A 13,745-nucleotide genomic window follows, 5' to 3' on the forward strand; every position below is an offset into this window, starting at 1 on the left:
GATGGCTAGATTATTGAAAACGAAATCCAAAAGGATTTAAGATATTAGGTTTTGGCTAAAGTTGGGATCAAGCACAAAAGTTGGGGAGTATTTAAAAAAAGAAGATCTTTGAATAAAAATTTTTAATGTCATCAGATTCATTATTAGCCATAGCCAATTTATTACTTCCAGAAATACTTATGAAGTATTTTGATTTGGACAAGCACGAAATTAAAGGAGAAGCACTACATTTTTATTTTACAGAACTAAACACGATTCCCGAAGAATTTAATGGAACTAAACTTCATTCCAAAGGCTTCTTTTCTGAGGCTACCGTTCAAGACTTCCCTATACGAGGTAAAAATGTTTACCTTCATATAAAACGCCGCAGATGGCTGAATAAGCAAACCAATGAAGTGGTTCATAGAGATTGGAATTTAGTAGCACAGGGAACACGGATGACCGCCGAGTTTGCTGATTTTTTAAAAGAAATTAGTCCATACTAAAGCTACGGATTGCCACACCATTGGATTTTTCTACGGTGTTAACGGCAAGAAACTGCAACGCCAGTACAAAGATCACTTAAGTGATTTTAAATCTTGGGATCAAAAAGCCCATGCAAAAGATTGGCTATTGTACCCTGAGAATCTAGGAAGCTACCTATCGCTTGACGAAACCGCTTTTTGCAATGGCGAACTCTACACCATCTTAACCAATAAAGATGCCAAAGGAAAGAAAGGCTCTATAGTAGCTATAGTTAAAGGAACTAAAGCTGAAACAGTGATAAAAATACTTCATGAAATTCCTTTAAAACAAAGAAATAAAGTTAAAGAAGTGACTCTGGATATGGCAGGAAACATGGGACTCATTGTTAAAAAATCATTCCCCAATGCCTGCTTAGTTATAGACCGTTTTCATGTGCAGAAATTAGCATTGGACGCTTTGCAAGAAATAAGAATAAAACACAGGTGGGAAGCCATCGATTTTGAAAATGATGCCATAGAAGACGCTAGAAGTAAATCTTTAAAATACACACCTGAAATACTTCCAAACGGAGATACATTAAAACAACTACTGGCAAGAGGAAGATATTTACTCTATAAGCCAAGCAACAAGTGGACTGAAAACCAAGCTAAAAGATCAGTGATGCTATTTAAACACTATCCTGATATAGAAAAAGCATACAAACTATGCCAGAACTTATCTTGGATTTTTAACAATACTCAGGATAAAACTTCCGCATTAACACGATTAGCTAAATGGGATGAAAAAGTTAGACAAGCAGCCTTTAAAAGCTTTAATACTATATCCAGAACCATGTCTGTTCACTATCAAAACATTCTAAACTATTTTGATAATAGAAGTACCAACGCTTCAGCAGAAGCTTTCAATGCTAAAATTAAGGCTTTTAGAGCACAGTTCAGAGGCGTAAGAAACGTAAAATTCTTCCTCTATAGATTAACTACTATTTTTGCTTAATTCTAAAATCCCCCAACTTTTGCTCTTGATCCCTAAAGTGTCTGTAATTCGATTGGAGCGTGTTTTTATAGTACTGTCCAATTTTTTGGGATGCTTCAGAATGAACGACCGGCTCTTTTGATGAAAATCCATGTCGACATGAAACATAAAAGGATGACCTTTTTGTGGGTAGGAGTTTAACTGACTTTGATTCTGCTGATATAAAAGAAAGTAGAAATACGGCTTATTTTCCGTATAAAAAATAGCTATTAACTAAGTCTATGTAACGTTGTTTTGCTTCGTCTTCGCTTAGGCCTTTTACTTGAAACAAAGCATTAGTTTTAAAAGCATTTATGATGGGCTTTTTACTTTTAGGGCGTCCATAATCGTTTGTAGCTTTTTTGTAGTAAGCGTATAATTTCAGTAAAGTATCGGCAGGAAATGGTTCTTTATAAGCATTTACCCGATCAACAGCCTGATTAAACTCCATGTCTAACTCACTTTTGCTCATTATCTTAATTCGGCGATAATACTTTCACCTCCTCTAACTTTTTGGTTTAATGTCACGTTAATTTTGGTGTCTACAGGTAAAAATAAATCTACACGAGAACCAAATTTGATAAAACCAGAATCACTGCCTTGCGCCACCTTATCATTTAATTTGGCATAATTTACAATACGTTTGGCTAAAGCTCCAGCAATTTGTCTGAATAAGACCTTTCCAAAGGTTTCGTTTTCAACAACAACGGTAGTGCGTTCATTTTCTTCACTAGCTTTGGGGTGCCATGCCACTAAGTATTTACCCGGGTGGTACTTGCTAAAAATGACATGACCACCAATAGGATAACGTGTGACATGAACATTTATTGGCGACATAAATACACTCACTTGTAATCGCTTGTCTTTGAAGTACTCTTTTTCATAAACTTCTTCTATAACGACAACCTTCCCATCAACGGGCGATATTACCTGTGTATTATTTGGTATGGTATGTCTTTTGGGGTTTCTAAAAAACTGAAGAATCAATATTAAAAATACGATTAAAGCAACGAGCAGGCTTGTTCTAAGCCAGTTTATATCAATAAAACGATCAGCAAGTAAAGCAGAGCCTATAACGCTTACAAACGTTATTATAATAATTTTATAGCCTTCTTTATGAAACATAATGTAAAATTCTTAAAAATAAATATATAAAAGGGGCAGCAAAAATAATGCTATCCAGTCGGTCTAACAAGCCGCCATGACCTGGCATAATAACACCACTGTCTTTCACATTTGCTTGCCTTTTAAACTTGGATTCAATTAAATCGCCTAGAGTTCCAAAAACACTAACAATAATACTTAAAACTAACCAGCTGGCAGAGTTTAAAGATTGGGTAAAGGTAGCAATAAAATAACTTGCTACGCAGGAAAAAAATAAGCCACCAAGAAATCCTTCTACCGTTTTTTTAGGGGAAATGGATTCAAAAAGTTTTTGTTTTCCAAAATTTTTACCCACTAAATAAGCAAAGGTGTCATTCACCCAAATTAATATAAAAGCCCCTAGTAGTATTATAGGATTATATTCGTTTTGGTTTGTTGTAATGAGCACTAAAAACACAAAGGCACTAGACAAATAAAATGTAGTAAGTAAAAATCTTTTGGTGCTAAAAAGAGGAATCCTTTTTTCGGAAAACAAATCTTTTATTAAAAATAGGTTCACAAAAATGGAAAGTACAAGTAGTATTTGTGTTGCTTCAGTTAACCCTTCGTTAGTATTTAATACGGTTTGCCAATACCCAAAGAAGATATACAGTATAATAAATATGACGTAAGGAATATTGCTTTTTAACTGAATGAGTTTTTGAAATTCGGCCAAACATAGTAAGCCAAATAAGCAAAATAAAGCGATTAATAAATGCTCAAAATATAATGAAACAAGTAAAATGGATATATAAAGTAATCCAGAAAGTGATCGAATAACTATTTCTTTCATTCTATAAATCTTCTAGTAGTAGGAGGTATAAGTTTTTAGCACTACTGCCATAACTTAGGAAGTTGTTATCTTCACCAGATTTAAAGTGTTTTATAGTCGTGATATTTGTTGGGATTTGTTTACTGTTTTTAGATTTGATACCTTTTAATCCTTCTCCTATAGTTTCTACCAACTGACTAGTAGTGGCAAAAACGATAAAGTTGAACGGTAATTCAAGAAGTTTTTTTTCAAAAATCTGTTTCGATGAAATTAAAATCGAACCATCGTTAGCGATAAGGTTTTCACATGTGGTTAAGAAAAAAGGCGCTTGATTAAGTTTTTTAGTCGCTTTAAGTTTTAGGCTTTTAAACTTGTTTCCCAATTCAGAATCCAATAAAAGAACTTGTTCCTCTTGCCATTCGTTCTCACTAATAATAAGGTTGAGGTTTTGATAAACTTCATTTAAATCATCGCAGTAAAGAAATTTCCCGCCATTTGCTTTAAAATTTATGGTAAACCTTTCGTCTATAGGGAGTTTGACCTCCGGCATATATTTGCCTCTATCGTCTGATGTAATCTCCTCGTCAGGTTTTTTAGATTTTGAACCAAAAATTTTTTTAAAAAGACTCATTAAATACCGAAATTATAAGAATTTGTGTTGAGAGGAACACCAAATATAAAAAATCTTAAATTAATCAAATGATTAATTTAAGATTTTTGTTTTGCACTTAATTTTTAAAAAGTGTTACGCTTCTTCTTCAGTGTTATTATTTTCTGATTTAGAAGTGATAGCTTCTTCTTTTAAGAAGGCACGCTTACCAAATATTTTTTCAAGATTATCTTTAAAAATTACCTCTTTTTCCAGAAGTACTTCAGCAAGTTCTGTTAACTTATCTTTATTTTCTTCTAATAATTTAATAGCGCGTTGGTATTGTTCTTCTATAATTTTAGAAATTTCTTTATCAATAAGAACAGCCGTTTCTTCACTGTATGGTTTAGTAAAACCGTGATCGCTTTGGCCTGAATCGTAATAGGTTAAATTTCCAATCTTATCACTTAAGCCGTATATGGTTACCATGGCTCTTGCTTGTTTGGTAACTTTTTCTAAATCACTTAATGCACCGGTTGAAATTTTGTTAAAAATTACTTTTTCGGCAGCACGTCCTCCAAGGGCAGCACACATTTCATCAAGCATTTGTTCTGGGCGAACAATAAGTCTTTCTTCTGGTAAATACCAAGCCGCCCCTAATGATCGTCCGCGAGGTACAATAGTAACCTTTACTAATGGTGCAGCATGTTCTAACATCCAGCTTATAGTAGCATGACCTGCTTCGTGATAGGCTACAGCTTTTTTCTCGCTAGGAGTTATGATTTTATTTTTCTTCTCAAGACCACCAATAATACGATCTACAGCATCTAAAAAGTCTTGTTTATCCACCGCTTTTTTATTGTTTCTAGCAGCAATTAAAGCCGCTTCGTTACAAACATTAGCGATATCAGCACCCGAAAATCCGGGTGTTTGTTTAGAAAGGAAGTCTAAATCTAAGTTTTCTGCTTTTTTAAGCGGTCTAAGGTGTACTTCAAAAATTTCCTTACGTTCTCTTACATCCGGTAAATCAACATAAATTTGTCTGTCAAAACGACCAGCGCGCATTAAGGCTGTATCTAAAATATCCGCTCTATTGGTTGCAGCGATTACAATCACATTGGTATTGGTTCCAAAACCATCCATTTCAGTTAATAGCTGATTTAGCGTGTTTTCACGCTCATCGTTACTTCCCGACATGGCATTCTTTCCTCTAGCACGACCAATGGCGTCAATCTCATCAATAAAGATGATTGAAGGCGATTTTTCTTTGGCCTGCTTAAATAAATCTCTAACTCGAGATGCTCCAACACCAACAAACATTTCAACAAAATCTGAACCTGATAACGAGAAGAAAGGTACTTTAGCTTCACCGGCAACGGCTTTTGCTAATAAAGTTTTTCCTGTTCCTGGAGGTCCTACAAGTAAGGCGCCTTTTGGAATTTTACCACCTAAGGTTGTGTATTTTTCAGGGAATTTAAGGAAATCTACAATTTCTTGTACTTCTTCTTTAGCACCTTCAAGTCCTGCTACATCTTTGAATGTTGTTTTAACTTCCGTTTTTTCATCAAAAAGCTTGGCTTTCGATTTCCCGATGTTAAAAATTTGTCCGCCAGCACCACCACCAGCACCACCAGACATACGTCTCATGATAAAAATCCAAACACCTATAAGCAAAATAAAAGGAAGAATTCCCATTAATAAGTTGCCTAAGTCATTGGTTTCTGTGTCGAAAGTCACCGATGGTTTAGTCGGTAAATCTTTTATAATAAGGTTAACTTCATTTTCAAAGTTTTGAAGATCTCCGAATTCAAACTTATAGTTCGGCAATTCTGTTGCCGAAGGAATAATAGATTGTGGCTTTGAGCCTTTATGAATGTCTTTAGTTTGCGCTTCAGTAGTTAAATATACTTTAGCCACGCGTGTGTTTTTAACGATATTAACACGTGCAACATCACCGTCTTTTAAATAATTAAAAAACTCTTGGGGCGTTGTCGTATTGCCTCCTTCGTAACTATCGCCACTAAATAATTGAAATCCTAAAAATAAAGCAATTAATGCACCGTAAACCCAATACGGACTGAATTTTGGTTTTTTTTCTTTTGGTTTTTTATTGTCTTTTGCCATTTGATTTTTTTAGTAATTGGTTTCTATTACGGTAGTTTTTGCATCCCCCCAAAGACTTTCGATGTCGTAAAACTCTCTAATGTGTTTTTGGAATACATGAACAACTACATTAACGTAATCAATTAAAACCCACTCGGCGTTATCCATACCTTCGGTATGCCATGGGTTATCCTTAAGTTCTTTGCTTACTTTTTTCTGAATGGAGTTAACAATAGCGCTTACTTGAGTATTTGACGTTCCTTCGCAAATAATAAAGTAATCACAAACCGTATTTTCAATCTCTCTTAAATCTAGAATATTTATTTCTTTACCTTTAACATCCTCAATGCCACTAATTATAACGGATATTAACTGGTCTGCGCTTATTTCTTCTTTCGCCATTAAATTTATTTAATTTGTGCAAAGTTATTATTTTTTTAGTTCTTTATACTTGAAAAATATGATAAGATTTCTTCATATCCTAATAACTCGTTTATGACTATAATCAAACTTGATGCCACCGATTCTACCAACAGCTATTTAAAACGCCTTCAAACGTCCGAAAATGTTGAAGATTTCACGGCTGTAATGGCTAAAAAACAAACTCAAGGACGCGGTCAAATGGGAGCCGTATGGGAGTCGCAAGCTTCAAAAAACCTTACGTTTAGTGTGTTTAAAGACCTAAGTGATTTTTCATTAGAAACTACCTTTGGTATCAGTTTAGCGGTTTCCTTAGCGATAAGAAAGGCGCTTCAGGCGTTTTTAATTCCGCAATTAAGTGTGAAATGGCCAAACGACATATTGTCAGTAGATAAGAAGATTTGCGGTGTGCTAATAGAAAATGTCATAAAACAAAATGCCATTACGGGTTCTATAATTGGTATTGGACTCAATGTAAATCAGGTGGCCTTTGATCATTTACCTCGAGCATCCTCGTTAAAAATGATCACGGGAACTGTATACAATTTGGATGAAATGGCGCATGCGATACTAAACCAATTAAAAGTTCATTTCGATCTTTTGGAATCAGGCGACTTTTTAGCTTTAAAGGCTGAATACGAATCCTGTTTATTTCGAAAAAATAAGCCTTCAACATTTAAAGATGCTGAAGGCTCACTATTTTCTGGTTTTATAAAAGGGGTTTCTAATTTTGGAAATCTTCAGGTTTTAGTAGAAGATAATATCATCAAAGAATTTGATTTAAAAGAAGTCACCTTAATGTATTAAACGTTTTGAGGGATATTGGTGACTAAGGTTTCAATAAACTTTGTGATCGGATTTTTAATCATCATGGCCATCATCGGATTGATATCTCCAGTAAAATGCAGTTGCACTTCGCTAGAGGCGTCATCAATATTATCGATATTAACGGTTAATGCAAAATCAATTTTTCCGCCTGCAGCTCCTAAAACAATTTTATTTGGAGGAATAACTTCTTTCTTTTTAAGTACAATTTCAGGCATGCCTTTTAAAGCAAACAAAAATTTGTCGTCTTCTAAAAGTTCGAATTTGCTAATGTTTTCAGGCATTAACGATTCAAAATTTTTAACATCAGATAGCACATTAAAAACGGCTTCAGGTGATTTGCTAACTTTAACTTTTGGGGATTGTAAATTCATAATGTCCTTAATTTTTTTATTCCTAGCGTAATGTTTCATGAGATAGGTTTTCGTGGTGCTTCAATTTAATGCACCTATTTAAAACGTATCAATTAGCGTTCCATTCACTAGGATTTGTATTCCATTCTGATAAGGTTTTTAATTCTTTTTCAGAAATGTAATTGGTATCTAAGGCCTGTTCTAACAAGTTTTCGTAATTGCTTAAAGTATTTAAATTGACGTTCTCTTGTTTGAAATTTTCTGTAGCTACATCAAACCCATAGGTGAAAATAGCCACCATGCCTTTTACATTTACTTTGGCTTCTTTAAGCGCTTTTACAGCATTCAAGCTGCTTTTTCCAGTGCTTATTAAATCTTCAACCACCACGACATTCTGTCCTTTTTCAATAAAACCTTCTATTTGGTTTTTTCTGCCATGGCCTTTGGCATCTGGTCGAACATAAATAAAAGGAAGCCCTAAATATTCGGCGACTAGAATTCCTATACCTATGGCCCCAGTGGCAACACCGGCGATAACATCAGGTTTGCCATAGTGGTTTTCGATATATTTACCCATGGTTTCTCGAATATAGTTACGCACAGGAGGGAAGGATAAAATAATACGGTTATCGCAATAAATTGGCGATTTCCAGCCCGAGGCCCACGTAAAAGGTTCTTGCGGACTTAATTTTATAGCATTTATTTGCAATAAAACTTCGGCTGTTTTTTTAGCTGTGTCTTTGTTAAAAATCATGTAGGCAAAATTACGGATAAATTTAATTTTAATTATATCGAGTTTTATTTTTAATGAAATATTTTTTGAACAGCGCTGGCTATGTGAACAAAATTAATATTTTTACCTTAAAGAAATTGTTAATTAAAATTGGCTATGTATAAAGTTTTTGTTGGAGATAAACCTATGATTTTGACCTCTATTGTAGAGCAAGAAACCAATTTTAAAAACTATTTACTTAACACCGTTAACCTTGTTAAAGTAATAAGAAAACTTAATTCTGGAGCTTTGCAAGAGGCACGCTTAATTCATAAAAATCCCGATAAGTTACTTAAAAAGTTTTTAAAGAAACTTCCTAATGTTGTTGCTGGAGGCGGGAAGGTATATAATGCTGATGGTGATATTCTATTTATATATAGAAATGATAAGTGGGATTTGCCAAAAGGAAAGGCCGAACGCAATGAATCTATAGAAGAAACCGCTATTCGTGAAGTGACAGAAGAAACTGGTGTTGCAGGTCTTAAGATCACCAAACCTTTAGATACGACTTACCATATATTTAAACGTAATGGACGTTATAAAATTAAAATAACCCACTGGTTTGAAATGAAAACGAGTTTCACGGGTAATTTATATGCTCAGGAAGAAGAAGGCATCACCAAAGTATCGTGGCTAAATCATGAAGAGGCTCATAAAGCCCTGAATAATTCCTATGCGAATATTAAGTTGTTGGTTTAGGTGTAAAGTTATAAGGTTATAAAGTTATAGAGTTACGTCGTTACGTCGTTGAATGGGGGTAGGAGCTTAGATTTGATGTTTTAACTTAATTAATGAAATCCCTTTAATTTTTACTACCATGAACTGGATCCTTTTAATTATTGCAGGTTTATTTGAAGTTGCTTTTGCAACCTGTCTTGGTAAGGCGAAAACAGCCTCTGGAGCAGAAACCACCTATTGGTATTTGGGTTTTTTGCTCTGCTTAAGCATAAGCATGTATCTTCTAGTAAAAGTAACTCAAGAATTACCAATCGGCACAGCTTATGCTGTTTGGACGGGTATAGGTGCCGTGGGTACCGTGCTTGTAGGGATTTTTGTGTTTAAGGAACCCGCTACATTCTGGCGTTTGTTTTTTATAACCACCTTAATAGCATCCATTGTTGGACTAAAATTTGTTTCTAATTAGAAGTGTTTTTTCTTTGTTAGCTTACTGATTGTATGAGGTGTCATTCAGAAGGAGGAACGACTGAAGAATCTCTAGTCGAAAATTTACGGCATTTACCCAAAATTTTATACAAAGTCCCAATTGAAAGGTTACGCTAGTATCCCCTAAAAAGGGGATTATAGGGGTGTTTCTAGGGAAGAGTAGGCCTGAAACCCGTTAATTGAAAGAGATTCTTCATTGCATTCAGAATGACAGTTACATTTAGCAACAGAATTAATCCTAACTTAAATTTTTAATTTTTAACTATTCACTATTCACTATTCACAAATCAAACGTTATAGTTTCTACTTCTTGTAAATTAAATGGGTATGTCTTGCGAGACAAGATTTTAAACTTATTTTTGCAGCCTCAATAAACGAACCATGACCGATTTTATTATCAAGCGTGCGGCCAACGCAAAAAACGATGTTTTAGCCGGAATTACTGTGTCTTTAGCCATGGTGCCCGAAGTGGTAGCCTTTGCTTTTGTAGCGCAAATAGATCCGTTAATGGCACTATCAGGTGCTTTTATAATAGGTTTGATTGCCGCTATTTTTGGTGGTCGACCGGGTTTAATTTCTGGTGCAGCAGGTGCTGTAGCCGTTATTTTTGTAGGTATGATTGCCGAAGGGCATACCCGCGGCATGTTATTCGATCAGCCTATAGAAAATATGGGCTTTTTCTATTTAATGGCCTGTGTGATTTTAATGGGGATCATACAAATATTTGCAGGCGTTTTCAAATTAGGACGCTTTGTTAGGTTGATTCCGCACCCGGTAATGATGGGCTTTGTAAACGGTTTAGCCATTGTTATCTTTTGGGCTCAGGTTAAAATGTTTTCTCATAAAACCTTACAAGTTTCTGCCGAAGGCGTTAAAGAATACGTCAACACCTTTATGCAGGGCGCCGAACTGTACACCATGATTGGCTTAGTAGCTTTAACCATGGCAATTATCTGGTTATTACCAAAAATTACGACTAAAATTCCAGCAGCTCTAACAGCCATATTGGTTACCTCATTAGTTGTTGTTGGATTCGGTATGGATGTTTCAACCGTAGGATCGTACATTATAGAAGGTGGCGGAACAGGCTTAAAAGGCGAGTTGCCAATGCCTAATTTAGAATTGTGGGATAAATTACCTTTCAATTTAGATACCTTAAGTTTTATTTTGCCATATGCCTTTTTAGCGGCCTGTGTGGGTTTAATTGAATCGTTAATGACCATGAATTTAGTTGATGAACTTATCGACAGTCGTGGCGATGGTAACAGAGAATGTATCGCTCAAGGTGCAGGAAATATCATGTCCGGACTCTTTGGAGGTACCGGAGGTTGTGGTATGATCGGGCAAACCGTAATTAATATTAAAGCTGGCGGACGCGGAAGACTGTCTGGCATCATGATGGCTCTAGCCTTACTCACCTTCATATTATTTACCGATAAATTAATCGAGCAGGTGCCTATTGCTGCTTTAATAGGTGTCATGTTCATGATGGTTATCGAAACTTTTGCTTGGTCTAGTTTCCGTATTATGCGAAAAATACCAAAATCAGATGCTGTGGTACTTGTTGTGGTTTCTGCGGTGACGGTAATTTTCGATTTGGCCATTGCGGTTTTCGTAGGGGTGATTATTTCTGCCTTAGCCTTTGCTTGGGAAAATGCCAAACGTATTCGTGCGCGTAAGCGTATGCGTGAAGATGGTACTAAAGTTTATGAGATTTGGGGACCTCTATTCTTCGGATCCATAACCGCTTTTAACGAGAAATTTGATGTGAAAAATGATCCGGATAAGGTGGAAATCGATTTTGTAGAATCGCGTGTTAGTGATCATTCTGCCATGGAAGCCATCTTTAATTTAGTAAACAAATACGAAGAAGCTGGAAAGCAAATTAAGCTGAAACATCTTAGCGAAGACTGTAAATTACTGCTTTACAAATCCAATCCTAAATTTAGAGAGGTGGTAGTTGAAGATATCGACGATCCAAGGTACCATTTGGCCGAAAATCCAGAAGCCTTTACAAAAGGTCTTTCAGAGTATAAATTTTAGGGCGTTCCCCAAGGGTCGGGCTTTCCGCTATATCTTTTTTTTATTAAGTGTCCTTGATTAATTTGTCGTTTTTTAAACATGAAGCCTATCGCAGTTCCATCAGCTTTTTTGCTAAAAAAAAGGATGCCGCTGCAATCCCTAACGCGGCGTAGATGCTTCAGTCGGGCCTCCTTCGGAAAGACAAGCCATAAAGACTAAGAGCCTTCACAAAGTCACCCGGAGTTTTTTTAGCTACCAATTTTCGTTAGAAACATGACGAGTTCAAAAAAGGAGGTCTTAAAAGTTGATTTTATGTCAATCTGCATTTATTTCAGATTCCCATAAGCATTGAATTTCAATTACAAGAGATTCTGTGTCGAGCATAGAATGACGATTGGTTTAACCTAGAATTCAGCTCTTTTTTATATTCAAATAACTTATTGTTTTACTCTAACGCTATCAGGAACTAGCTTGGTGTAATCACCATGGTTTCTAATCACATCACGAACAATGTTCGAAGCAATGTAGGACGTTTGTGCTGAGGTTAAAAGAAATATGGTTTCAATAGGCGCTAAATCTCTATTGGTGTGGGCAATGGCTTTTTCAAATTCAAAATCTGCTGGGTTTCTTAGTCCCCTTAAAATAAACTCAGCGTCTATGTCTTTACAGAAATCGACCGTAAGTCCTTTATAAGTGCGCACCTTTACTTTGGGCTCATCGGCAAATGTATCTTCAATAAATTTTTTACGTTCTTCTAATGAAAACATATATTTCTTATCGGCATTAACACCAATAGCTACAATAATTTCATCAAATAACGATGTCGCTCGTGTGATGATATCGACATGTCCTAAAGTTAAAGGATCGAAAGACCCTGGGAATAGTGCGCGTTTCATAGTTTAAATTTTTAATTCCCGCGAAAGCGGAAATCTTAATGTATTAAATATAGAATTTTAATATTTATCTACCTGGAGGCTTCTCTGCCTAGGAGGCCTTAGGCGCCTTTCAAAGCTTCCTTAATGGCATTCGAGAATAAATCAGCTAATGAAATATTCGCGGCCGCAGCCTGTTGCGGCAAAATGCTCTCGCGGGTTAAACCCGGTATGGTATTCATTTCTAGCATATGGGGTTCGCCATCTTTAAAAATAAATTCACTGCGACTAAAACCTGTCATTTTTAAAATCTCGTAAACCTTTTTGGCTTCGGCACGCACTTTTTCCTCTTGTTCTTTGGATAATCGGGCAGGCGTTATTTCTTGAGATTTGCCTTCATATTTGGCTTGGTAATCGAAAAAGTCATTTTCAGAAACAATTTCAGTAATAGGAAGCACTATGGTTTCTCCTTTGTAGCTAATCACCCCTACCGAAACTTCTGTACCTTCTAAAAAGGATTCTATAATGATTTCATCATCTTCTTTAAAAGCCACATCAAAGGCATCTTGTAATTCGGTTTTTTTGTAAACTTTACTCACACCAAAACTACTACCTGCTTTATTCGCTTTTACAAAACAAGGTAAACCTACCTTTGCTATAATAGCCTCTGTGTCAACAATATCTCCAAGGTTTAGGTAGTAAGATGCGGCGGTTTTTATACCATAAGGTTTTAAAACACTTAATAAATCACGTTTGTTATAGGTTAAGGCTGCTTGATACATGTTACAGCTTGTATGCGGTAAATTAAGCATCTGAAAATAGGCCTGCATAAAGCCATCTTCTCCTGGCGAGCCATGAATGGCATTAAAAACACAATCAAAAGTATATTTTTTACCATCTGCGGTAGTCGAAAAATCATTTTTATCAATAGGGTGTTCTAGCCCTTCATTATCAACGTAAACCCATCTGTCTTTAAAAATATGAATACGAAAGGGGTTGTATTTCGATGTGTCTAAGGTTTCGTAAACCACATTTCCGCTGGTTAGAGAGATTTTATATTCGCTGGAGTAACCTCCCATAATGATGGCAATGTTTTTTTTCATTGTTATTTTTATTATAGTTTCCTTTACACCTTTAATCTTGCAATAAATGGCGTATATTATAAGTTAAGCTAAAATATCATATAAATTGCAAAAGAAAAAACAGTTCTGTTTTTATATATTTGCTTAATCGA

The 13,745-nt window shown here is 35.5% G+C and carries 16 protein-coding genes; 6 read left to right on the forward strand and 10 right to left on the reverse strand.

Annotated elements, in window-relative coordinates; all coding sequences use genetic code 11:
• Nucleotides 1-125 precede the first annotated feature (125 nt).
• Nucleotides 126-485 carry an ISAon1 family transposase N-terminal region protein gene (locus tag C1A40_RS10185; protein ID WP_102994345.1) on the forward strand — a complete coding sequence of 120 codons (360 nt, stop codon included), beginning with the start codon at nt 126-128 and terminating at the stop codon, nt 483-485.
• A 52-nt stretch (nt 486-537) separates the two neighbouring features.
• Entirely contained in the window at nt 538-1,458 is a 921-nt protein-coding gene (locus tag C1A40_RS10190; RefSeq protein WP_338418088.1) for an ISAon1 family transposase, read from the forward strand.
• 223 nt (nt 1,459-1,681) lie between these two features.
• Here the strand turns inward: C1A40_RS10190 and C1A40_RS10195 are convergent, their stop codons facing one another.
• The 6 genes from C1A40_RS10195 to rsfS form a co-directional block, all read right to left on the reverse strand.
• A complete protein-coding gene (locus tag C1A40_RS10195) occupies nt 1,682-1,948 on the reverse strand; it encodes an acyl-CoA-binding protein (RefSeq protein WP_102995808.1) in 267 nt (88 codons plus the stop codon).
• The gene (locus tag C1A40_RS10200) at nt 1,948-2,601 is read right to left on the reverse strand and encodes a phosphatidylserine decarboxylase family protein (RefSeq protein ID WP_102995809.1); all 654 of its coding nucleotides are present in this window, start codon (nt 2,599-2,601) and stop codon (nt 1,948-1,950) included. The genes C1A40_RS10195 and C1A40_RS10200 overlap by 1 nt, the downstream gene beginning before the upstream one ends.
• Entirely contained in the window at nt 2,591-3,412 is an 822-nt protein-coding gene (locus C1A40_RS10205; RefSeq protein ID WP_102995810.1) for a phosphatidate cytidylyltransferase, read from the reverse strand. Before C1A40_RS10205 ends, C1A40_RS10200 begins: the two co-directional genes overlap by 11 nt.
• A gap of 1 nt (nt 3,413) precedes the next feature.
• On the reverse strand, nt 3,414-4,022 hold the full coding sequence (locus C1A40_RS10210; RefSeq protein WP_102995811.1) for an LUD domain-containing protein: 609 nt from the start codon (nt 4,020-4,022) through the stop codon (nt 3,414-3,416).
• Nucleotides 4,023-4,136: 114 nt separating this feature from the next.
• Entirely contained in the window at nt 4,137-6,104 is a 1,968-nt protein-coding gene (ftsH, locus tag C1A40_RS10215; RefSeq protein ID WP_102995812.1) for an ATP-dependent zinc metalloprotease FtsH, read from the reverse strand.
• 9 nt (nt 6,105-6,113) lie between these two features.
• Nucleotides 6,114-6,485 carry a ribosome silencing factor gene (rsfS, locus tag C1A40_RS10220; protein WP_067149663.1) on the reverse strand — a complete coding sequence of 124 codons (372 nt, stop codon included), beginning with the start codon at nt 6,483-6,485 and terminating at the stop codon, nt 6,114-6,116.
• Between the two features lie 93 nt (nt 6,486-6,578).
• On the opposite strand from rsfS, the gene C1A40_RS10225 reads away from it, so the two are divergent.
• Nucleotides 6,579-7,310 carry a biotin--[acetyl-CoA-carboxylase] ligase gene (locus tag C1A40_RS10225; RefSeq protein WP_102995813.1) on the forward strand — a complete coding sequence of 244 codons (732 nt, stop codon included), beginning with the start codon at nt 6,579-6,581 and terminating at the stop codon, nt 7,308-7,310.
• Here the strand turns inward: C1A40_RS10225 and C1A40_RS10230 are convergent.
• Both C1A40_RS10230 and pyrE read right to left on the reverse strand, forming a co-directional pair.
• The gene (locus C1A40_RS10230; RefSeq protein WP_102997192.1) at nt 7,307-7,702 is read right to left on the reverse strand and encodes an SRPBCC family protein; all 396 of its coding nucleotides are present in this window, start codon (nt 7,700-7,702) and stop codon (nt 7,307-7,309) included. The genes C1A40_RS10225 and C1A40_RS10230 overlap by 4 nt on opposite strands.
• A gap of 88 nt (nt 7,703-7,790) precedes the next feature.
• Nucleotides 7,791-8,435 carry an orotate phosphoribosyltransferase gene (gene pyrE, locus C1A40_RS10235; RefSeq protein ID WP_102995814.1) on the reverse strand — a complete coding sequence of 215 codons (645 nt, stop codon included), beginning with the start codon at nt 8,433-8,435 and terminating at the stop codon, nt 7,791-7,793.
• Nucleotides 8,436-8,570: 135 nt separating this feature from the next.
• Between pyrE and C1A40_RS10240 the strand changes: the two genes are divergently transcribed.
• From C1A40_RS10240 to C1A40_RS10250, 3 genes are all read left to right on the forward strand, one after another.
• Nucleotides 8,571-9,152 carry an NUDIX hydrolase gene (locus C1A40_RS10240; RefSeq protein ID WP_102995815.1) on the forward strand — a complete coding sequence of 194 codons (582 nt, stop codon included), beginning with the start codon at nt 8,571-8,573 and terminating at the stop codon, nt 9,150-9,152.
• Between the two features lie 118 nt (nt 9,153-9,270).
• Nucleotides 9,271-9,597 (forward strand): DMT family transporter, encoded by a 327-nt coding sequence (locus C1A40_RS10245; protein WP_102995816.1) that lies wholly within the window; start codon nt 9,271-9,273, stop codon nt 9,595-9,597.
• A gap of 401 nt (nt 9,598-9,998) precedes the next feature.
• On the forward strand, nt 9,999-11,660 hold the full coding sequence (locus C1A40_RS10250) for a SulP family inorganic anion transporter (protein ID WP_102995817.1): 1,662 nt from the start codon (nt 9,999-10,001) through the stop codon (nt 11,658-11,660).
• A gap of 416 nt (nt 11,661-12,076) precedes the next feature.
• Here C1A40_RS10250 and coaD read toward each other — a convergent pair whose 3' ends face one another.
• Both coaD and C1A40_RS10260 read right to left on the reverse strand, forming a co-directional pair.
• Entirely contained in the window at nt 12,077-12,535 is a 459-nt protein-coding gene (gene coaD / locus C1A40_RS10255; protein WP_102995818.1) for a pantetheine-phosphate adenylyltransferase, read from the reverse strand.
• A gap of 98 nt (nt 12,536-12,633) precedes the next feature.
• Nucleotides 12,634-13,614, reverse strand: a complete 981-nt coding sequence (locus C1A40_RS10260) for a D-alanine--D-alanine ligase (protein WP_102995819.1) — start codon at nt 13,612-13,614, stop codon at nt 12,634-12,636.
• Nucleotides 13,615-13,745: the final 131 nt, after the last annotated feature.

It is taken from the genome of Tamlana carrageenivorans (assembly GCF_002893765.1).
Classification (GTDB): Bacteria; Bacteroidota; Bacteroidia; order Flavobacteriales; family Flavobacteriaceae; genus Pseudotamlana; species Pseudotamlana carrageenivorans.

Coding starts and splice junctions, on each gene's coding strand:
- rsfS (WP_067149663.1), bottom strand. CDS start 6,485: ATGGCGAAAGAAGAAATAAGCGCAGACCAGTTAATATCCGTTATAATT.
- C1A40_RS10240 (WP_102995815.1), top strand. CDS start 8,571: ATGTATAAAGTTTTTGTTGGAGATAAACCTATGATTTTGACCTCTATT.
- C1A40_RS10250 (WP_102995817.1), top strand. CDS start 9,999: ATGACCGATTTTATTATCAAGCGTGCGGCCAACGCAAAAAACGATGTT.
- C1A40_RS10200 (WP_102995809.1), bottom strand. CDS start 2,601: ATGTTTCATAAAGAAGGCTATAAAATTATTATAATAACGTTTGTAAGC.
- C1A40_RS10260 (WP_102995819.1), bottom strand. CDS start 13,614: ATGAAAAAAAACATTGCCATCATTATGGGAGGTTACTCCAGCGAATAT.
- C1A40_RS10205 (WP_102995810.1), bottom strand. CDS start 3,412: ATGAAAGAAATAGTTATTCGATCACTTTCTGGATTACTTTATATATCC.
- C1A40_RS10230 (WP_102997192.1), bottom strand. CDS start 7,702: ATGAATTTACAATCCCCAAAAGTTAAAGTTAGCAAATCACCTGAAGCC.
- coaD (WP_102995818.1), bottom strand. CDS start 12,535: ATGAAACGCGCACTATTCCCAGGGTCTTTCGATCCTTTAACTTTAGGA.
- C1A40_RS10195 (WP_102995808.1), bottom strand. CDS start 1,948: ATGAGCAAAAGTGAGTTAGACATGGAGTTTAATCAGGCTGTTGATCGG.
- pyrE (WP_102995814.1), bottom strand. CDS start 8,435: ATGATTTTTAACAAAGACACAGCTAAAAAAACAGCCGAAGTTTTATTG.
- C1A40_RS10225 (WP_102995813.1), top strand. CDS start 6,579: ATGACTATAATCAAACTTGATGCCACCGATTCTACCAACAGCTATTTA.
- ftsH (WP_102995812.1), bottom strand. CDS start 6,104: ATGGCAAAAGACAATAAAAAACCAAAAGAAAAAAAACCAAAATTCAGT.
- C1A40_RS10185 (WP_102994345.1), top strand. CDS start 126: ATGTCATCAGATTCATTATTAGCCATAGCCAATTTATTACTTCCAGAA.
- C1A40_RS10210 (WP_102995811.1), bottom strand. CDS start 4,022: ATGAGTCTTTTTAAAAAAATTTTTGGTTCAAAATCTAAAAAACCTGAC.
- C1A40_RS10245 (WP_102995816.1), top strand. CDS start 9,271: ATGAACTGGATCCTTTTAATTATTGCAGGTTTATTTGAAGTTGCTTTT.